This is a genomic window from Janthinobacterium sp. HH106 (genome assembly GCF_001758725.1).
GTDB lineage: Bacteria > Pseudomonadota > Gammaproteobacteria > Burkholderiales > Burkholderiaceae_D > Janthinobacterium.
Genome location: NZ_LRIC01000030.1, coordinates 143,900 through 162,406 on the forward strand (window position 1 = coordinate 143,900; position 18,507 = coordinate 162,406).

15 protein-coding genes are annotated in these 18,507 nt (G+C 61.8%); 8 read left to right on the forward strand and 7 right to left on the reverse strand.

The window, feature by feature from the left end; genetic code table 11:
* Nucleotides 1-10 precede the first annotated feature (10 nt).
* Nucleotides 11-2,320: a UvrD-helicase domain-containing protein gene (locus tag JAB8_RS13650; protein ID WP_070278250.1), complete on the forward strand. Its 2,310-nt coding sequence runs from the start codon at nucleotides 11-13 to the stop codon at nucleotides 2,318-2,320.
* A 318-nt stretch (nucleotides 2,321-2,638) separates the two neighbouring features.
* On the opposite strand, the gene JAB8_RS13655 is transcribed toward JAB8_RS13650, so the two are convergent.
* From JAB8_RS13655 to JAB8_RS13665, 3 genes are all read right to left on the reverse strand, one after another.
* Entirely contained in the window at nucleotides 2,639-3,430 is a 792-nt protein-coding gene (locus JAB8_RS13655; RefSeq protein ID WP_070290041.1) for a BPSS1780 family membrane protein, read from the reverse strand.
* 2 nt (nucleotides 3,431-3,432) lie between these two features.
* A complete protein-coding gene (locus JAB8_RS13660; protein WP_070290042.1) occupies nucleotides 3,433-4,389 on the reverse strand; it encodes a homoserine kinase in 957 nt (318 codons plus the stop codon).
* Between the two features lie 84 nt (nucleotides 4,390-4,473).
* Nucleotides 4,474-4,869, reverse strand: coding sequence for a hypothetical protein (locus JAB8_RS13665; RefSeq protein WP_070290043.1), 396 nt, complete (start codon nucleotides 4,867-4,869; stop codon nucleotides 4,474-4,476).
* 291 nt (nucleotides 4,870-5,160) lie between these two features.
* On the opposite strand from JAB8_RS13665, the gene polA reads away from it, so the two are divergent.
* Both polA and JAB8_RS13675 read left to right on the forward strand, forming a co-directional pair.
* Complete coding sequence (gene polA / locus JAB8_RS13670) at nucleotides 5,161-7,923, forward strand: DNA polymerase I (protein ID WP_070290044.1); 2,763 nt, start codon at nucleotides 5,161-5,163, stop codon at nucleotides 7,921-7,923.
* A 163-nt stretch (nucleotides 7,924-8,086) separates the two neighbouring features.
* Nucleotides 8,087-8,971, forward strand: coding sequence for a dienelactone hydrolase family protein (locus JAB8_RS13675; protein ID WP_070290045.1), 885 nt, complete (start codon nucleotides 8,087-8,089; stop codon nucleotides 8,969-8,971).
* Nucleotides 8,972-9,069: 98 nt separating this feature from the next.
* Here the strand turns inward: JAB8_RS13675 and JAB8_RS29520 are convergent, their stop codons facing one another.
* Nucleotides 9,070-9,351: a hypothetical protein gene (locus JAB8_RS29520; protein WP_175444771.1), complete on the reverse strand. Its 282-nt coding sequence runs from the start codon at nucleotides 9,349-9,351 to the stop codon at nucleotides 9,070-9,072.
* Here JAB8_RS29520 and JAB8_RS13680 point away from each other — a divergent pair.
* Together JAB8_RS13680 and JAB8_RS13685 are read left to right on the forward strand one after the other, a co-directional pair.
* Nucleotides 9,239-9,997 carry a ZIP family metal transporter gene (locus JAB8_RS13680; protein ID WP_070222636.1) on the forward strand — a complete coding sequence of 253 codons (759 nt, stop codon included), beginning with the start codon at nucleotides 9,239-9,241 and terminating at the stop codon, nucleotides 9,995-9,997. The two genes, JAB8_RS29520 and JAB8_RS13680, sit on opposite strands and share 113 nt — an antisense overlap.
* 276 nt (nucleotides 9,998-10,273) lie before the next feature.
* The gene (locus JAB8_RS13685; protein ID WP_070290048.1) at nucleotides 10,274-12,016 is read left to right on the forward strand and encodes an ABC-F family ATP-binding cassette domain-containing protein; all 1,743 of its coding nucleotides are present in this window, start codon (nucleotides 10,274-10,276) and stop codon (nucleotides 12,014-12,016) included.
* A 45-nt stretch (nucleotides 12,017-12,061) separates the two neighbouring features.
* Here the strand turns inward: JAB8_RS13685 and JAB8_RS13690 are convergent, their stop codons facing one another.
* From JAB8_RS13690 to JAB8_RS13700, 3 genes are read right to left on the reverse strand one after another with little or no spacing between them, the layout of a single operon-like run.
* The gene (locus JAB8_RS13690; protein WP_070290050.1) at nucleotides 12,062-12,913 is read right to left on the reverse strand and encodes a sulfurtransferase; all 852 of its coding nucleotides are present in this window, start codon (nucleotides 12,911-12,913) and stop codon (nucleotides 12,062-12,064) included.
* 13 nt (nucleotides 12,914-12,926) lie between these two features.
* On the reverse strand, nucleotides 12,927-13,850 hold the full coding sequence (locus JAB8_RS13695) for a DMT family transporter (RefSeq protein WP_070290053.1): 924 nt from the start codon (nucleotides 13,848-13,850) through the stop codon (nucleotides 12,927-12,929).
* A 55-nt stretch (nucleotides 13,851-13,905) separates the two neighbouring features.
* Nucleotides 13,906-15,006, reverse strand: a complete 1,101-nt coding sequence (locus tag JAB8_RS13700; protein ID WP_070222628.1) for an aromatic ring-hydroxylating dioxygenase subunit alpha — start codon at nucleotides 15,004-15,006, stop codon at nucleotides 13,906-13,908.
* 407 nt (nucleotides 15,007-15,413) lie between these two features.
* Here JAB8_RS13700 and JAB8_RS13705 point away from each other — a divergent pair, with 407 nt between their 5' ends.
* Genes JAB8_RS13705 through dxs form a run of 3 tightly spaced genes read left to right on the forward strand, consistent with a single transcriptional unit; the run spans nucleotide 15,414 to nucleotide 18,442 of the window.
* Nucleotides 15,414-15,665 (forward strand): exodeoxyribonuclease VII small subunit, encoded by a 252-nt coding sequence (locus tag JAB8_RS13705; RefSeq protein ID WP_046683420.1) that lies wholly within the window; start codon nucleotides 15,414-15,416, stop codon nucleotides 15,663-15,665.
* Nucleotides 15,662-16,573 carry a polyprenyl synthetase family protein gene (locus JAB8_RS13710; RefSeq protein ID WP_254679515.1) on the forward strand — a complete coding sequence of 304 codons (912 nt, stop codon included), beginning with the start codon at nucleotides 15,662-15,664 and terminating at the stop codon, nucleotides 16,571-16,573. The genes JAB8_RS13705 and JAB8_RS13710 overlap by 4 nt, the downstream gene beginning before the upstream one ends.
* Nucleotides 16,574-18,442, forward strand: coding sequence for a 1-deoxy-D-xylulose-5-phosphate synthase (dxs, locus tag JAB8_RS13715; protein ID WP_070290055.1), 1,869 nt, complete (start codon nucleotides 16,574-16,576; stop codon nucleotides 18,440-18,442). It abuts the gene before it with no gap.
* The last annotated feature ends 65 nt before the right edge of the window (nucleotides 18,443-18,507 follow it).

The window sequence follows — 18,507 nt, forward strand, 5'->3', positions numbered from 1 at the left end:
TAATCACGGGATGCAAAATCTTCTTCACAACCTCAATCCCGAACAATTGGCTGCCGTCACCCTGCCGGCCCAGCATGCGCTGATCCTGGCCGGCGCCGGTTCGGGCAAGACCCGCGTGCTGACCACCCGCATCGCGTGGCTGATCCAGACCCAGCAGGTATCGCCGCCCGGCATCCTGGCCGTGACCTTTACGAATAAAGCCGCCAAGGAAATGCTCACGCGCCTGTCGGCCATGCTGCCGATCAACACGCGCGGCATGTGGATCGGCACCTTCCACGGCCTGTGCAACCGCTTGCTGCGCACGCACTACCGCGATGCGGCCTTGCCGCAGACGTTCCAGATCCTCGATTCCCAGGATCAGCTATCCGTGATCAAGCGCTTGTTGAAGGCGAACAACATTGATGATGAGAAATTCCCGCCGAAGACGGTGATGTATTTCATCAACAACGCCAAGGACCAGGGCTTGCGCGCCACGGACGTGGAAGCGTATGACGCGCATGAGCGCAAGATGGTCGAGCTGTACCAGTTGTACGACGACCAGTGCCAGCGCGAAGGCGTCGTCGATTTTGCGGAATTGCTGCTGCGCACGTACGAGTTGCTCAGCCGCAATCAACCGTTGCGCGAGCACTACCAGGCGCGCTTCCGCCACATCCTCGTCGACGAGTTCCAGGATACGAACAACCTGCAATACAACTGGTTGAAATTGCTGGCCGGCCACGGCAGCCGCGATGGCGGCGCCCTGTTTGCCGTCGGCGACGATGACCAGAGCATCTACGCCTTCCGCGGCGCGAATGTCGGCAACATGAGCGCCTTCGAGCATGAGTTCCAGGTCAAGAACTTGATCAAGCTGGAGCAGAACTACCGCTCGCACGGCCACATCCTCGACAGTGCCAACGTGTTGATCGCGAACAATAGCAAGCGCCTGGGCAAGAATTTGCGCACGGACGCGGGCCATGGCGAGCAGGTGCGCGTGTATGAAGCCAGTTCCGACTTGCAGGAAGCGCAGTGGATCATCGAAGAAGCGAAAAGCCTGATCGCCGATGGCGCCTCGCGCAGCGAAATCGCCATTCTGTACCGCTCGAACGCGCAGTCGCGCGTGATCGAACATGCGCTGTTCTCGGCCGCGATTCCGTACCACGTGTATGGCGGCCAGCGCTACTTCCAGCGCGCCGAGGTCAAGCACGCGATTGCTTATTTGCAATTGATGGACAATCCGCACAATGACTCCGCTTTCTTGCGCGTGGTCAATTTCCCCACGCGCGGCATCGGCATGCGTTCGATCGAGCAATTGCAGGCCGCGTCGGAACAGTATGGCATTTCGCTGTACGCATCCGTGCCCTACGTGGCGGGCAAGGCGGGCAGCGTGCTGGCCGGTTTCGTGAAACTGATCGAAGGCGTGCGCTTCGAAACGCAGCAATTATCTCTGCCGGAAATGGTCAGAGTCGTGCTGGAAGCGAGTACCTTGCTCCAGCATTATCAGAATGAAAAGGAAGGCGCCGACCGCATCGAGAATCTGGAGCAGATGGTCAGCGCGGCCAGCCAATTCATTTCCGAGGAAGGTTTTGGACAGGGCGCACCGGCCCACCTGGGGCCTGCCGCCCAGGCGCAGTCGGGCGCGCCCGTCGTCAACCAGGATGGCATCGAAATCCTCGATGCCGACGCGCCGCTGCCGGCCGTGATGTCGCCGCTCTCCGCCTTCCTCTCGCACGCGTCGCTGGAAGCGGGCGACAACCAGGCGCAGGCGGGCCAGGATGCGCTGCAGATGATGACGGTACATTCGGCCAAAGGCCTGGAATTCGACAATGTGTTCATCACGGGCCTGGAAGAGGGCCTGTTCCCGCACGAAAGCAGTTCGAAGGAAGACAATGGCGTGGAAGAGGAGCGCCGGCTGATGTACGTGGCCATCACGCGCGCGCGCAAGCGGCTCTACATGAGCTTCTCGCAGACGCGCATGCTGCACGGCCAGACGCGCTACAACATGAAGTCGCGCTTCTTCGACGAGTTGCCGGAAGAGTCCTTGAAATGGCTGTCGCCGAAAGTACAGGCCAACTGGTTCGGCAACCGCAAGTCGGCCTGGGACGAGGCGCCCAAGGTGGCCAGCCTCGGTTCGGACAATGCGATTGCGCAAAAGATCGCGCAAAAAGCCACGGGCGGCGGCTGGCGCATCGGCGAATCGGTGGCGCACGCCAAGTTCGGTGAAGGCGTGATCGTCAATATCGAAGGCGGCGGCGGCAATGCGCGCGCGCAGATCAACTTCGGACAGCACGGCATGAAGGTGCTGGACCTGGGGATTGCCAAGCTGGAACGTCTGGGACGGTGATGTGGTACGCGGGATGGCTGACGATGGCGTCGGATTACGCCTTCGGCTAATCCGACCTACGCCAGGAACGGTGATCTGGTCTGGCGCGTAGGTCGGATTAGCGTAGCGTCATCCGACATCATTGTTGGCCTCGCAGCGTCGGATTACGCGGCGTGCCGCCGCTAATCCGACCTACGCTGTGGCATTGCAAGGCATTCGAGAGCGCGTAGGTCGGATTAGCGCAGCGTAATCCGACATCATTGTTGGCGTTGCAAGGCATTCGATATATAAAAAAGGGGCAGCCTGCGCAGGCTGCCCCTTTTTATATCTGGCCGGTGATCACTCTCCGGTCTTGTCCAACGACACCGTCTTGCTCTCATCGACGGGCAGGCCGAAGATTTGCCGGTAGGCGGCGTAGAACGAGCAATGCATGATGATGGTGAGTATCATCGACAGGGGCATCATCAGCTGCATCATCAGCGGCGTGCGGCCAAAGATGACGGCCAGTAACTGGCTGGTGACGACGCTGATGGCGAACCAGGTGGCGGCGAAGACGATGAAGGCCGACAGCGAACGCCAGACGGCGAAAAAGCTGAAGAACAGCGCCTTGCCCAGGCCGGTTTGGCGCCAGTAGATCAGCGGCGCGGCAAAGCAGAAGGCCATGGCGGCCGGCACGTACAGCACGATGGCCAGCAGGATGCCCAGACCCAGGCGCGAGTCGGGGATGGCGGCGCGTGCCGCTTCTTCCGTCAGTTGCCCGGTGACCAGTTTCCACAGCAAGCCGTCGTCCACCAGGGTCGAGGCGCCGATGGCAACGATGGCCATCAGGATGTACAGCACGCCCAGGCCGAACAGGGAAGGAAACGCGGGTTTGCGGAAGCCCGAAATCAAGAGGCTGGGCAGGACGCGCTTGCCCTGGTCGATATTCAGGCAACCTTGCACGAAGGCCACGGAAAACACGGGCACCAGGATAACGGGCAGCAATTGGCCCAGCACGGGCACGATGCTGACGGCCAGCATGCAGAACATATAGCCGAGAAACAGCATCGACATGCCGCCAGGTTGCTTGCGAAACAGGGCGAATCCCTGTTTCACCCATTGCCAACCTGTACTTGCAGGTAATTTTTCCATGTTTAAAACAGTTCCGGAGCAGGTGTGGCGATACGTTCGCGCAGAATGCGTTCGAAATGCGTGGGATCGTGCGGTGTCAGCATTTCCGCTTCGCGCGGCTGGTAATAATCGTACAGGCGCGACAGCCAGAAACGCAGCGCGGCGGCGCGCAGCATCGGTTGCCATGCCGTTTGTTCTTCGTGCGTAAACGGGCGCACGGCCTGGTAGGCGTCGAGCAGGGCGCGCACGCGCACCTTGTCGAGCACGCCCGTGGCCAGGTCCACGCACCAGTCGTTGACGGTGACGGCCACGTCGAACAGCCAGGTGTCGCAGCCGGCAAAGTAAAAGTCGAAAAAGCCCGTCAGGCGCTCGCCGTCAAACATGACGTTGTTGCGGAACAAGTCGGCATGCACGGGACCGCGCGGGATGGCTTTATACGTATCGCAGGCGGCAAAGGCGTCCTGGAAGTGGATTTCCGCGCGCAGCAGGTGCGCCCTGGCATCGTCGAGATGGTGCAAGACCAGCGGCGTGGTGGCGTTCCACCAGTCCAGGCCCCGCAAATTCGGCTGCTGCAGGGGGAAGTCCTGCGCCGCCAGGTGCATCTTCGCCAGCATGGCGCCCACGGCCGCGCAATGCACGGCTTGCGGCGCCATCTGCGAGCTGCCGTCGAGTTTGCTGACGATGGCGGCCGGCTTGCCTTGCAGGGCCGTCACCAGTTCGCCGTCCACATTGGCGATCGGTGCGGGCACCAGCACGCCCCGGTCCGCCAAATGGCGCATCAGTTGCAGATAGAACGGCAATTGCGCGAAGCTGAGGTTTTCAAAGATCGTCAGCACAAACTCGCCGCGCTCCGTGCTCAGGAAGAAATTGCTGTTTTCGATGCCGGACGCGATGCCCTTGAGCGCCAGAGGTTTGCCGAGTGGAAACTGCGTGATCCACTGGCCGATATCGTCCAGGTGTAGCGCGGTAAAAACTGCCATGGGAAAGAGAGGAATGGTCTAAAAGGTCAAAAAAAGCCGGCTGCCCCCGCGCATGGCCGGGGCAGGGCAGAAGAGAGTGGCTGCTTACTTCGCTGGTGCGGGCGGTGCTGGCGCGTCCGCTGCCTCTTCGTCGCGTTGTTTCTGTTTCTTCTTGCCCAGATCAAATTCCAGTACTTTCCATTGCGGGCCGCGCAGGGCGCCGCTGTGGGCCTGGTCGCCGCCGGCGGCCGGCTTCATGTAATAGGTGCTGCCGCCGCTGGTGACTTTCACTTCGCTGGTGACGCCCGCTTCGCGTTTTTCGGTAATCTGCTGCTTGGCGGCGGCCGGCGCCACGGTGATGGGCGCTTCGCCCATTTCCTCGATACGTTCCAGTTGTGGCGGCGCGTCGCTCGGTTTGGTTGGCGTCTGGGCGCTGGCAATGGCTGAACATGCCAGCAGGGGCAGGGCGAGGAATGTCCAGAGTGTCGATGTACGCATCATGATGGGTTCGCTTCCATGTGTGGGACTGCAGCGCGTGCAGTGGTGTAATGCCGTCAATTTATCTATAAGGCATTGTAACAAACTGATAGGCAATGCTGTTTAAATGAACGGAAATGGCTGGCAGCGGCGGCACGCATGCCAGTTCGGGGCCGCCAGGGTGGCAAAAACGCCAGGAGCGGCACGCATTGCGGCCGGTGGCGCGGCCCTAAACTCTGCGATAATTGGACGATATTCCACCCGCCCGCCGCTGTACTTCCTGGGCGGGCGCGCTCACCTTATTTTATTGGCATTATGCAAAACACCCTGCTGTTAGTCGACGGTTCCAGTTACCTCTATCGTGCCTTCCATGCGCTGCCCGACCTGCGCAGCCCGGACGGTTACCCCACGGGCGCCATGCACGGCATGGTCAACATGCTGCGCCGCCTGCGCGCCGATTACCCGGCCGCCTACATCGCCTGCGTGTTCGATGCCAAGGGTAAAACTTTCCGCGATGACATGTATCCCGAGTACAAGGCCACGCGCGCCTCGATGCCGGACGACCTGCGTTTGCAGATCGAACCGATCCATGAAGCCGTGCGCGCCATGGGCTGGCCGATCCTGATGGTCGACGGCGTCGAAGCGGACGATGTGATCGGCACCCTGGCCGTGCAGGCGGCCGCCGCCGGCATGAACGTGGTGGTGTCCACGGGCGACAAGGATCTGGCACAGCTGGTCAACAGCCAGGTGATGCTGATCAATACCATGAGCAATGAAAAGCTCGACGAAGCGGCCGTGCTGGCCAAGTTCGGCGTGCCGCCCAACCGCATCATCGATTATCTGTCGCTGATCGGCGATACGGTCGACAACGTGCCGGGCGTGTCGAAATGCGGGCCGAAAACGGCCGTCAAGTGGCTGACCCTGTACGACAGCCTGGAAGGCGTGATGGAAAACGCGGCCAAGGTGGGCGGCGCCGTCGGTGAAAACCTGCGCACGGCCCTGCCATGGCTGCCGCAGGCGCGCGCCTTGATCACCGTCAAGACCGATTGCGATCTGTCCGGCCATATGACGACGATCGCCGATTCGCTGGTGGCGAAACACGAAGACAAGGAAGCGCTGCTGGCCTTCTTCAACCGCTACGGCTTCAAGGCCCTGCTGCGCGAACTGGGCGCCACGCCGCCGCCGATGTCGCCCGTCGGAGCGCCGCCTGCCGCCGGCGTTTCCGTCGTCAACACGACGGGCGACATGTTCGCCGATGCCGCGCCAGCGGTGGAAGCCGAGTATGAAACCGTGCTGACGGATGCCCAGCTCGACAAATGGATCGCGCTGATCGATGCGGCTGCCCTGACGGCCGTCGACACGGAAACCACCTCGCTGGAACCGATGACGGCGCAAATGGTCGGCATTTCCCTCTCCGTGGCCGAGCACGCCGCCTGTTACATCCCGCTGGCCCACGACTACGCGGGCGCGCCGGAACAGTTGACGCGCGAACACGTGCTGGCGAAACTGCGCCCGTGGCTCGAAGATGAAACCAAGCCCAAGCTGGGGCAGAACCTGAAGTATGACAGCCACATCTTCGCCAACCATGGCGTGACGTTGCGCGGCATCGCCCACGACACCTTGCTCGAATCGTATGTATTCGAGTCGCACAAGAAGCACGACATGGACAGCCTGGCCCTGCGCCACCTGAACTACACGACCATCCCGTTCGAGGACGTGTGCGGCAAGGGCGCCAAGCAGATCACGTTCAATCAAGTCGAGGTGGAGCAGGCGGCCAAGTATGCGGCCGAGGATGCCGACGTGACCTTGCGTTTGCACAATGCCATGTGGGGCAATGTGGCGAACGATGAAAAACTCACCTTCATCTATGAAAAGATCGAGATGCCGACGGCCGTGGTCTTGCAAAAGATCGAGCGCAACGGCGTGCTGATCGACGACGAATTGCTCAACATCCAGTCGGCCGAGCTGGCCGTCAAAATCCTGGAGCTGGAAAAGAAGGCGTATGAACTGGCCGAGCAGCCGTTTAATTTAGGCTCGCCCAAGCAGATCGGCGAAATCTTCTTCGAGAAATTGAAGCTGCCGGTGGTCAAGAAAACCCCGACGGGCGCGCCGTCGACGGATGAAGAAGTGCTGCAAAAGCTGGCCGAGGATTATCCGCTGCCGAAAGTGCTGCTCGAATACCGCGGCATGGCCAAGCTGAAGTCGACGTATACCGATAAATTGCCGAAGATGATCAACGTCACGACGGGCCGCGTGCATACGAACTATGCGCAAGCCGTGGCCGTGACGGGGCGCCTGGCGTCGAACGACCCGAATTTGCAGAATATTCCCATCCGCAGCGCGGAAGGCCGCCGCATCCGCGAAGCGTTCATTGCGCCGCCGGGCAGCCACATCGTTTCGGCCGACTATTCGCAGATCGAATTGCGCATCATGGCGCATATCTCGGGCGATGAAGCGATGCTGCGCGCGTTTGCCGACGGCATCGACATTCACCGTGCCACGGCCGCTGAAATCTTTGGCGTGCCGGCCGCGGAAGTGCAGAGCGAGCAGCGCCGCTACGCCAAGGTCATCAACTTCGGTTTGATCTACGGCATGAGCGCATTCGGCCTGGCCGGTAACCTGGGCGTGGACCGCACGGCCGCGCAAAGCTATATCGACCGTTACTTTGCCCGTTTTTCCGGAGTGAAACAGTACATGGAAGACACGCGCCAGCAAGCCAAGGCGCGCGGCTACGTGGAAACCGTGTTTGGCCGCCGTTTGTGGTTGCCAGAAATTAATTCGCCGAACGGCCCGCGCCGCCAGGGTGCGGAACGGGCCGCGATCAACGCGCCGATGCAGGGCACCGCCGCCGACCTCATCAAGCTGGCCATGATCGCCGTGCAAGGCTGGCTGGAAACGGACGGCTTGCAGACGAAGATGATCATGCAGGTGCACGATGAACTGGTGCTGGAAGTGCCGGATGCGGAACTGGAACTGGTCAAGCGCAAGCTGCCGGAACTGATGGCCGGCGTGGCCGCGCTGAAAGTGCCGTTGACGGCCGAGGTAGGCGTCGGCAGGAATTGGGACGAAGCGCATTGATGCTGTGTCGGCTTACGCGGGGCATGCCCCGCTAAGCCGACCTACATGTTTAATTCAGCAATGACCGTAAGCCGAACACATGTTTACTTGAGCAATGACCGTAGGCCGGCTTAGCGCAGCGTAAGCCGACATTGTTTGTCAACACACCTTTCAGGAGTAACGCATGAGCGACATGATCACCGATTGTGAAAGTTTGCTGGGCCAGAGCAGCGTGTCCGGGCCGGACGGCCGGCGCGGTTTCCTGAAGGTGGCGCTGGGCGCGGGCTTTGCCATGGCCGTGCTGCCCGTGGCGGCGCAAAACGTCATCAAGACGGATTCCGCCGGACTCGTCACGGGCACCATGTCGGTGATGGTCGATGGCCAGGCCGTGCCCGTGTATGCGGCCCAGCCGGAAGGCAAGACGGGTTTGCCCGTGGTATTGGTTATTTCGGAAATCTTTGGCGTGCATGAACATATCGCCGACATGGCGCGCCGCTTCGCCAAGCAGGGTTACCTGGCGCTGGCGCCCGACCTGTTCGTGCGCCAGGGCGATCCCACCAAGGTGGCCAGCATCCCGGAATTGATGAAAGGCATCATCGCCAAGACGCCGGATGCGCAAGTGATGGCGGACCTCGATGCGGTTGTTGCGTGGGCGAAACAGAATGGCGGCGACACGAGCCGCCTGGGCATCACGGGCTTTTGCTGGGGCGGCCGCATCACGTGGCTGTACGCGGCGCACAATCCGGCCGTCAAGGCGGGCGTGGCCTGGTATGGCCGCCTCGTGGGCGAAGCGACTGCCTTGCAGCCGAGCAACCCCATCGACATCGCCGCCACCTTGAAAGTGCCCGTGCTGGGCTTGTATGGCGGCAAGGATACGGGCATCACGCAGGAATCGATCGCCAAGATGAAAGAGGCGCTGGCCAAGGGCGGCAACCAGTCGGAATTCGTCGTGTATCCCGATGCGGGCCACGCCTTCAATGCCGATTACCGCCCCAGCTATGTGGCGGCCGATGCGAAAGACGGCTATGCGCGCTGCCTGGCCTGGTTCAAAAAGCATGGCGTTGCATGAGGTTGCAAGCTGAACGGCGCTAAAAGTGCCTGATTGCCACATTTTTTTCCAGAAGTTGCCGCGAAAGGCGCACCGGGCTGTAAAATGCCCGGTTCGCGTCAATGCAGTACAATTGCATCTTCAATGCGCCACGCTGCCGCCAAGCGCGCACAAGATTGAATAATAAGCAACATCATACAGATCAAGCCAGACGCCAGCATTGCGGGCGCCCGTAGGCCGGCGCCATTTTGAGGTAAGAAAATCATCGATCCCGTCCTTATATCCATTTTGCTCGCGACCACGATCGCGGGCGTCTTCAGCATTACTGCGGCGGCGATCTTTTCGTTTGCATTCCTGTCCAAGGTGGTCGAGCGCATGGTCAGCTTGTCCGTCGGCATCATGTTGTCGACGTCCTTGCTGCATGCCTTGCCCGAAGCGTTCGAATCGCAGGCGGACCCGCGCAGCCTGTTCGCCACCTTGCTGGCGGGCTTGCTGGCCTTTTTCATGCTGGAAAAATTCGCCATCCTGCGCCATTCGCACCACCACGAAGGCGACGGCCACCACCATGCGCACGGCCACGACAAGCACGAGGCGGGCAAGGCCGGCTGGATGATTTTAGTGGGCGACGGCATGCACAACTTTACGGACGGCATCCTGATCGCGGCCGCCTTCCTGGCCGACCCGAAGCTGGGCCTGGTCACGGGCCTGGCCATCATCGCGCATGAAATCCCGCAGGAAATCGGCGATTTTATTGTACTGCTCAACGCCGGCTTCTCGCGCCTGCGCGCCTATGTCTTCAATCTGCTGTGCAGCCTGATGGCGGTGGCCGGCGGCCTGCTCGGCTATTTCACCCTGGACCGCGCCAGCAATCTGATCCCGTACGTGCTCGTGTTCGCCTCGTCCGGCTTCATCTATATCGCCTTGTCCGACCTGATGCCGCAGATGCAGCGCCGCGCCACCTTGCGCGAAACCATCCCGCAAGTGCTGCTGATCGCGCTGGGCGTATGTATCGTGCTGTTCCTGACGCACAAGCGCCACGGCGGTTGATGCACTGATTCGGTGCCGCAGTACCACTTATGCTATATTGTCTTTCTGACTAACTTGCACAGAAAGGAGGAAAATATCATGGAAGAAAACTTGTTGCTCGCCTTGTGGCGCGCACGCTCTTTTAGCGCATTTGCCAGCTCTTGCCCACGTTCTATCGCGCTGCGATAACCTGGCCAGAGCAAAGTTACCCTCCTCTACGAGTCCTTTCCTGGTACTCCGTTGTCGTTAGCGCTCCTGTTAACGCGGATGCTTGCATCCCGAACAAAGACAAGAGCCATGACTACCCTGATTTCTACCCAAGCTTTACAACTGGATACCCACGACGGTTTCCTCTTCAACGAACTCGCCTTTACCTTGCGCCAGGGCGACCGCATCGGCTTGATCGGCCACAATGGCTGCGGCAAATCCACCTTGCTGGGCCTGCTCAGCGGCACGCGGGAAGCCACTGCCGGCACCATCCACTATGCCCGTGCCTGCCGCCTGCAGCACGTGGAGCAGCACTTGCCGCCGGAACTTGCCAGCCTGAGCCTGTACGACGCCTTGCTGGCGCCCGTGCTGGAGCAGCCCGAGCTGCATTGGCGTGTCGACAGCCTGCTGGCCGAGTTAGGCTTCGAGCACGAGACGGCGCAAGTGCCCGTGCATTCCCTGTCCGGCGGCCAGCACACGCGCCTGCTGCTGGGACGCGCCCTGCTGCAGGAGCCGAACGTGCTGCTGCTCGACGAGCCGAGCAATCATCTGGACTTGCCGTCGCTGCTGTGGCTGGAGCAATTCCTGCTGCGCTGGCGCGGCGCCTTCATCCTCGTCTCGCACGACCAGCGCCTGCTCGACAACGTGGCCACGCGCAGCTGGATCTTGCGCGATAGCCGCCTCTACGATTTCGACTTGCCGTGCGGCCCCGCGCTGGCGGCCCTGGCCGAAGCCGATCTTGCCGCTGCCGCCCGCCATGCGGCCGAACAGAAGGAAATCGACCGCCTGTCCGCCAGCAGCGCCCGCCTGGCCCTGTGGGGCCGCACCTACGACAATGAAGACCTGGCGCGCAAGGCCAAGACCATGCAGCGGCGCATCGACAAATTGAAGGATGCGCAATCGTTCGTCAGCGATGGCGCACCGTGGCGTTTGAGTTTGCGCGGCAAGCCGCTGGCGGCCGACCAGTTGCTGGCGCTCGATGCCCTGGACGTGCGCGCCGTGCCCGCTTCCCCGCTGCTGTTCCACACCGGCCAGCTGTGGCTGAAACCGGGCGACCGAGTCGCCTTGCTGGGCGCCAACGGCAGCGGCAAGTCGTCCTTGCTGCGCCTGTGCTGGCAGGCGATCCAGGAACAGGAGGAACGTGCGGACTTGCGCTACCACCACGCCGCCAACATCGGCTATTACGACCAGTCGCTCAGGCAACTGGCCGATACGGCCGATTTATCCGACGCCCTGTACCCGTTTGCCGTGCAGAACGAAGCGGCGCGCAGCCAGGTGGCGCGCAAGCAAGCGTTGATCTCGGCCGGTTTCCCGTATGCGCGCCATGGCCAGACGGTGGCGACCCTGAGCGGCGGCGAGCGGGCGCGGCTGCTGTTCCTGGGCCTGTCCCTGGCCAGTTATCACTTGCTGCTGCTGGACGAGCCCAGCAACCACCTGGACATGCAGGGCAAGGCGGAACTGGGGCAAGCCTTGCGCGGCTTTGCAGGCGGCTGCCTGCTGGTGTCGCACGACCGCGACCTGATCGAAACGGCCTGCAACCGCTTTTGGGTAGTGGCCGATGGCCGGCTGGAAGAGTGGCCGGATGCGGCCAGCGCGTATGCACGCCTGAGTGCCGAGGATGGACAGGCGCCGTTGCCGGTGCCGCGCGTGGAAACGGCTGCGCTTGCGCCAGCGCAAACCGACGTTGATGTTCAACTGGAACGCTTGTGCGAACTGGAGCAATTGCTGGCGGAAGACTTGGCGAGAAAACCGCGCCACCAGAAGCCGGCCAGCCAGCAGGCGTGGCAGGCGGAACTGGCGCAGTTGAATCAATCGCTGGGGATAAGTTCATAGTTATCCACGGGTAAAAAAATGGCGGACCATCTGGTCCGCCATTTTTTAATTACCCGTCGCCACAGGCCGCGCCGGATCGGCGCACCATTCGCTCCACGAGCCCGGATACAGGGACGCGCCGGGCAAGCCGGCCACTTCCAGGGCCAGCAGGTTGTGGCATGCCGTCACGCCGGAGCCGCACTGCATGACGGCCGCTTGCGGTGCGTCAAACAGGGCGCTGAAATCGCGCCGCAGTGCTTCCGCGCTTTTAAAGCGGCCGTCCGCCTGCAAGTTATCCTTGAAGAAACGGTTTTTCGCGCCCGGGATGTGGCCGCCCACGGGGTCGATGGTTTCGTTTTCGCCGCGGTAGCGGTCGGGGGCGCGCGCGTCGATCACCGTCAAGGCTTGCGTTTCCAGGTTGGCGACGACGTCCTGCACGTTGACCGTGCGCACCAGGCTGGCTTTTTCCGTCAGCTTGCCGACAGGGCGCGGTGCCACGGGCGTGACCAGCGGCAAACCCTGCGCCTGCCAGGCGGCCAGGCCGCCGTCGAGCACGGCCACATTCGGGTGGCCGACCCAGCGCAGCAGCCACCACAAACGGGCGGCGAACATGCCGCCCTGGCCATCGTACGCCACCACTTGCGTGTCGTCATTGATACCCCAGCCGCGCAGGGTGGCCAGCAGCGCGTTGCGGTCGGGCAAGGGATGCCGGCCCGTAAATGCCGGGCCACGGGCCGTCTTGGGGCCGGACAAGGCCGTGTCGATGTCGGCGAACTGCGCGTTCTGGATGTGGCCGGCGGCAAACGCGTCGCTGCCCGCCGTGGGGTTGAGCAAGTCGTGGCGGCAATCGAGGATCACCCAGTCGCTGTCATTCAGGTGGTCGGCCAGTTCGCTGGCCTGTAACAAGGTGGTGTACATCAGCAACGCTCCTTTACACTTCGCTGGCGATGGGATCCGTGCGCGCGATGGCGGCGCCACGGGCCGTGTTGCGGGTATTGTAATAGGTGGCGGCGATGCCCGAGGCGAGAATGATGCCGATGCCCGTCCAGCCATGCCAGTCGAACAGGTCGCCAAAGATCACCACGCCCCAGAAGCTGGAAAAGACGATGCCTGTGTACTGTAAATTGGCAACCACGAGGGTCTTGCCCAGGCGATAGGAGCGCGTCATGGCCATCTGCGCCATGGTGGCGCACAAGCCGATGGCGGCCAGCAAGCCGATGCCGTAGGCGCTCGTGTGCATGTGCCAGACGACGGGGCCGCCGCCGGCGCTGGCCACGTGGCCGATCACGCCGGCCAGGAAATTGACGACCGAGAAATAGAACACGACCCGGTATTCGGGCTCGCCCAGCAAGCCCAGTTTGCGCACCTGCAAGTAGGCGAGGGCCGACAGCATGCCGGAAATCAAGGCCGTGATGGCGCCGGCCAGCTGGTCCGTCTCGAACACAGGTTGCAGCAGCAGGGTCACGCCGACAAAGCTCATGGCAATCGCTGCCACCAGCGGCCACTCGACCTGTTGCATGCCTTTCCACCAGCCGCCGGCGAGTAAAATCACGGCGATCCAGATGGGCGCCATGTAATTGAGGGTCATGGCCGTGGCCAGCGGCAGGATGGCGATGGCATAAAACCACAGCCACAGGGCGATCACGCCCACCACGCCGCGCCACAGATGCTGGCCCGGCATCGTGGTTTTAAAGCTGCCGCCCTGGTACAGAATCGTGCAGCTCATGACGATCATGCCGATGATGCCGCGGTACATGACGATTTCGGACGTCGAATACAGATCCGACGCCAGTTTCACGCACACGCCCATGATGGCGAACATAAAGCTGGCAAACAGCATCCAAAGTGACTGCATGAGTAATCCTGACGATGAAAATGAAAAAGGCCGCGCAATGCGGCCCCTTGAGGAACTACAGTTCGATATTGCTGCGGTACCACTCGTGGAAGTGCTGCATGCCGTCTTCCATGGGCGATTGGTAAGGGCCCACTTCGTTCACGCCGCGCGCAATCAGAACCTTGCGGCCCGCATCCATGCGCTGGGCGATTTCATCGTCCTCGACACAGGTTTCCATGTAGGCAGCCCGTTCCGCTTCGACGAAGTCGCGCTCGAACAGTACGATTTCTTCGGGGTAATAGAACTCTACCACGTTGCGCGTTTTTTGCGGGCCGTCGGGCCACAGGGTCGAGACGACCAGCACGTGCGGATACCATTCGACCATGATGTTCGGATACAGGGTCAGCCAGATGGCGCCATACGGCGGCGCTTCGCCGCCGCGGAATTGCAGCACCTGCTCCTGCCATTTCTTGTAGGCAGGCGAGCCGGCCTGCTGCAGGCCGCGGTGCACGCCCACCGTCTGCACGCTGTAATCCTTGCCGAATTCCCAGCGCAGGTCGTCGCAGCTGACGAAGCTGCCCAGGCCCGGGTGGAACGGTTCGACGTGATAATCCTCGAGGTAGACTTCGATGAAGGTCTTCCAGTTGTAGTCGCACTCGTGGATTTCCACGTGGTCGAACATGTAGCCGGAAAAATCGAGGTCTTTCGAGACGGACAAATCTTTCAATTTTTCCATCACGTTGTAGCCATTTTGCTCGAACAGCAAGCCATTCCAGCTTTGCAGCGGCGTTTTCGACAGGTTCAGGCACGGCGTCTCGGGGAAATGCGGCGCGCCGATCAATTCACCCTTGAGGTCGTAGGTCCAGCGGTGCAGCGGGCAGACGATGTTATTTGCGTTGCCGCGGCCATTGAACATCAGCGCCTGCCGGTGGCGGCACACGTTGGACAGCACTTCGATGCCATTGGCGTTGCGCACGAGCATGCGCCCTTCGTTCTCAGACGCCAGGGTCGCAAAATCGCCGGTTTCCGGCACCATCAGCTCGTGCCCGACATAGCGCGGGCCGGCTTGGAACAATTGCTGCATTTCACGCTGCAACAGCGTTTCGTCAAAATAGACGTGGACCGGAAGTTGCGCGTTTGAACGCGCCAGCTTGGCGTGAGTAGCCAGATCGGACATCCCAACCCCCCATAAATGTACAACGGTCAGCAGTGCCCCAGGCCATTCCCTGGGCAACCGCTACAGAGAGAAAGAATCCGCAAAGACCTGAATTCAAATTTGTTGAAACGGTATTTCGGACAGAACCGGCGATTATAGCGCGTATCGGCCTCGGCATTATCAAACCCGCCCGGTAAATGCACTACTTTAATGAGAAACATTGTCATTTGGCGTGCAATTTCCGGTAGCAAGGGGCGATTCGGCTAAAATCCACTGACAAGCTGGCAACGCTATTGACTTTGAGCGCGCCGATTGCGCTTAAGTTTTCACTTAATAGTGTGGTTTGTTCTAAAATAACGCTTCTATGCTGGCCGGGAGTCCCCGGCGTCTCCCTACAAGCCCCTCGTGCCACGAAGAGATCTGAGTCTATGTCGAAGAAATTAACTGCCGCTGCCGCAGCGCCGGCCTCGTTTGAAGAGGCGATGGCGGAACTGGCGCAGCTGGTAACGCAAATGGAAGCGGGCCAGTTGCCGCTGGAAGCATCAGTCGCGGCGTACCAGCGCGGCTCGGAACTGGTCAAGTATTGCGCTACCCAGCTCGACAGTGTCGAAGCGCAGGTGAAAGTACTGGAAGGCGACATGTTGAAACCGTTCGTGGATGCCGGCGAGGCCGCCCAATGATGGCCAATGTGCAACAAGACAGCGTGACCTTCGGCGACTGGATGCAAGCGACCCAGTCCGGCTTGGAAGGCCGGCTCGACCAATTCCTGCCGGCGGCAGACGTCGTGCCGCACAAGCTGCACGCGGCCATGCGCTACGCGCTGCTGGGCGGTGGCAAGCGCGTGCGCCCGCTGCTGGTGATGGCGGCCGGTGAGCTGTTTGACGCCGATCAAGACACGCTCGCGCGCGCCGCTTGCGCGCTGGAAATGATTCACGTGTATTCGCTCGTGCATGACGACATGCCGTGCATGGATGACGATGCCTTGCGCCGTGGCAAGCCCACCGTGCACATCGCCTACGATGAAGCGACGGCCCTGCTGGTCGGCGACGCGCTGCAATCGCAGGCGTTCATGCTGCTGGCCGACGGTGCGGCGATTCCTCCCGCGCGGCAGATGGCGATGATCCGGCTGCTGGCGCACGCGTCCGGGTCAAGCGGCATGTGCGGCGGCCAGGCGATCGACCTCGACAGCGTGGGCCAGGCCTTGACCTTGCCGCAGCTGGAACAGATGCATCAACTGAAAACGGGCGCCTTGCTGCGCGCAGCCGTGATCCTCGGCGCGCTGGCGGGCAAGGATTTGACGGCGGACGAGATGACGGCGCTGAACGCGTATGCGCGCGCCGTCGGTCTGGCGTTCCAGGTGGTCGACGACGTGCTCGACGCGACGGCCGATTCGGCCACCCTGGGCAAGACGGCGGGCAAGGATGCGGCCGCCAACAAGCCTACCTACGTATCGATACTGGGGCTGGAACCATCGCGGGCCCTGGCAGAACAATTGCGGTGCGACGCCCATGCGGCGCTGGCGCCATTCGGGGACAAGGCACGCCGTTTGCGCGAGCTGGCGGACCTGGTCGTGCAGCGGAAGGCATAAATGAAACTGTTAGAAACCATCAATGAACCAGCGCAAGTGCGCAAGCTGGCCCGCTCGCAACTGGTGCCGCTGGCGCAGGAATTGCGCAGCTTCCTGCTCGATTCCGTTTCCAAGACGGGCGGCCACTTGTCGTCCAACCTGGGCACGGTCGAGCTGACCGTCGCGCTGCACTACGTCTTCAACACGCCGCACGACCGCATCGTCTGGGACGTGGGCCACCAGACCTATTCGCACAAGATCCTGACGGGCCGCCGCGAGCGCATGCACACCTTGCGCCAGAAAGACGGCATTTCCGGCTTCCCGAAGCGCGATGAGAGCGAATACGACACCTTCGGCACGGCGCACTCGTCGACGTCGATCTCGGCCGCGCTGGGCATGGCCCAGGCCGCCAAGATCAAGGGCGACCCGCTGCATGCGATCGCCGTGATCGGCGACGGCTCGATGACGGCCGGCATGGCCTTCGAGGCGATGAACAATGCGGGCGTGCAGGAAGACGTCAACCTGCTGGTGATCCTGAACGACAACGACATGTCGATCTCGCCGCCCGTGGGCGCGCTGAACCGCCACCTGGCGCGATTGATGTCGGGCCAGTTCTATGCGGCGGCGAAAAATGTCGGCAAGTCCGTCCTGCCCGGCCCCGTGCTGGAACTGGCGAAGCGCTTCGAAGAGCACGCCAAGGGCATGGTCGTGCCCGCCACCATGTTCGAGGAATTCGGTTTCAATTACATCGGCCCCATCGACGGCCACGACCTCGATTCGCTGATCCCGACCTTGCAAAATATCAAGCAACTGAAGGGTCCGCAATTCCTGCACGTGGTGACCAAGAAGGGGCAGGGCTACAAGCTGGCCGAAGCGGAACCGATCCTGTACCACGGCACGCCGAAGTTCAATCCCTTGGAAGGCATCAAGCCGGCCACGGCACCGGGCAAGATGACGTACACGGAAGTGTTCGGCAACTGGCTGTGCGACATGGCGGCGCACGACAAGCGCCTGGTGGGCATCACGCCGGCCATGCGCGAAGGCTCGGGCATGGTCAAGTTCGAACAGCAATTCCCGAACCGCTATTTCGACGTCGGTATCGCCGAGCAGCATTCCGTGACGTTTGGCGCCGGCCTGGCCTGCGAAGGCTTGAAACCCGTCGTGGCCATTTACTCGACCTTTTTGCAGCGCGCCTACGACCAGCTGATCCACGACGTGGCCCTGCAAAACCTGGACGTGACGTTCGCGCTGGACCGTGCCGGCCTGGTGGGCGCCGACGGCGCCACGCACGCGGGCAATTACGACATGGCGTTCCTGCGCTGCATCCCGAACATGGTCGTCATGGCTGCGTCCGATGAAAACGAATGTCGCCAAATGCTGACGACGGGCTACCATTATCCGGGCCCGGCCGCCATCCGCTATCCGCGCGGCGCCGGTGCCGGCGTGGCCATCGTGCCGGAACTGACCAGCATCGAGATCGGCAAGGGCGAGATCAAGCGTCACGGCAAGCGCATCGCCATCCTGGCCTTCGGTTCGATGGTGGCGCCGAGCGTGGTGGCTGGTGACAAGCTCGACGCGACGGTGGCCAACATGCGCTTCGTCAAGCCGCTCGACGTGGCACTGGTGAAGCAGCTTGCTGCCGAGCATGATTGCCTGGTGACGGTGGAAGAGGGCTGCATCATGGGCGGCGCCGGTTCGGCCGTGGCCGAAGCGCTGGCGGCGGAAGGCATCGTCAAGCCGATTTTGATGCTGGGCTTGCCCGACACCTTCATCGACCATGGCGACCCCGTGCAACTGCTGAAAAGCGTGGGCCTGGACGCCACCGGCATCGCCGCGTCGATCGAGCAGCGTTTTGGCGGCTCCCAGCCGCGCCTGGCTGTCGTCAGCTAAGTTGGCTTACAGAATGAAAAGCGGCACTGCGGTGCCGCTTTTTTTGCGCCTGCGGGGTTTTTACG

Excerpts from the sequence above, each read along its gene's own strand:
- JAB8_RS13710 (WP_254679515.1), top strand. The coding sequence starts at position 15,662 with ATGATGGCCAATGTGCAACAAGACAGCGTGACCTTCGGCGACTGGATG.
- JAB8_RS13695 (WP_070290053.1), bottom strand. The coding sequence starts at position 13,850 with ATGCAGTCACTTTGGATGCTGTTTGCCAGCTTTATGTTCGCCATCATG.
- dxs (WP_070290055.1), top strand. The coding sequence starts at position 16,574 with ATGAAACTGTTAGAAACCATCAATGAACCAGCGCAAGTGCGCAAGCTG.
- polA (WP_070290044.1), top strand. The coding sequence starts at position 5,161 with ATGCAAAACACCCTGCTGTTAGTCGACGGTTCCAGTTACCTCTATCGT.
- JAB8_RS29520 (WP_175444771.1), bottom strand. The coding sequence starts at position 9,351 with ATGATGCCGACGGACAAGCTGACCATGCGCTCGACCACCTTGGACAGG.
- JAB8_RS13690 (WP_070290050.1), bottom strand. The coding sequence starts at position 12,913 with ATGTACACCACCTTGTTACAGGCCAGCGAACTGGCCGACCACCTGAAT.
- JAB8_RS13705 (WP_046683420.1), top strand. The coding sequence starts at position 15,414 with ATGTCGAAGAAATTAACTGCCGCTGCCGCAGCGCCGGCCTCGTTTGAA.
- JAB8_RS13700 (WP_070222628.1), bottom strand. The coding sequence starts at position 15,006 with ATGTCCGATCTGGCTACTCACGCCAAGCTGGCGCGTTCAAACGCGCAA.
- JAB8_RS13660 (WP_070290042.1), bottom strand. The coding sequence starts at position 4,389 with ATGGCAGTTTTTACCGCGCTACACCTGGACGATATCGGCCAGTGGATC.
- JAB8_RS13665 (WP_070290043.1), bottom strand. The coding sequence starts at position 4,869 with ATGATGCGTACATCGACACTCTGGACATTCCTCGCCCTGCCCCTGCTG.
- JAB8_RS13685 (WP_070290048.1), top strand. The coding sequence starts at position 10,274 with ATGACTACCCTGATTTCTACCCAAGCTTTACAACTGGATACCCACGAC.
- JAB8_RS13655 (WP_070290041.1), bottom strand. The coding sequence starts at position 3,430 with ATGGAAAAATTACCTGCAAGTACAGGTTGGCAATGGGTGAAACAGGGA.
- JAB8_RS13650 (WP_070278250.1), top strand. The coding sequence starts at position 11 with ATGCAAAATCTTCTTCACAACCTCAATCCCGAACAATTGGCTGCCGTC.
- JAB8_RS13675 (WP_070290045.1), top strand. The coding sequence starts at position 8,087 with ATGAGCGACATGATCACCGATTGTGAAAGTTTGCTGGGCCAGAGCAGC.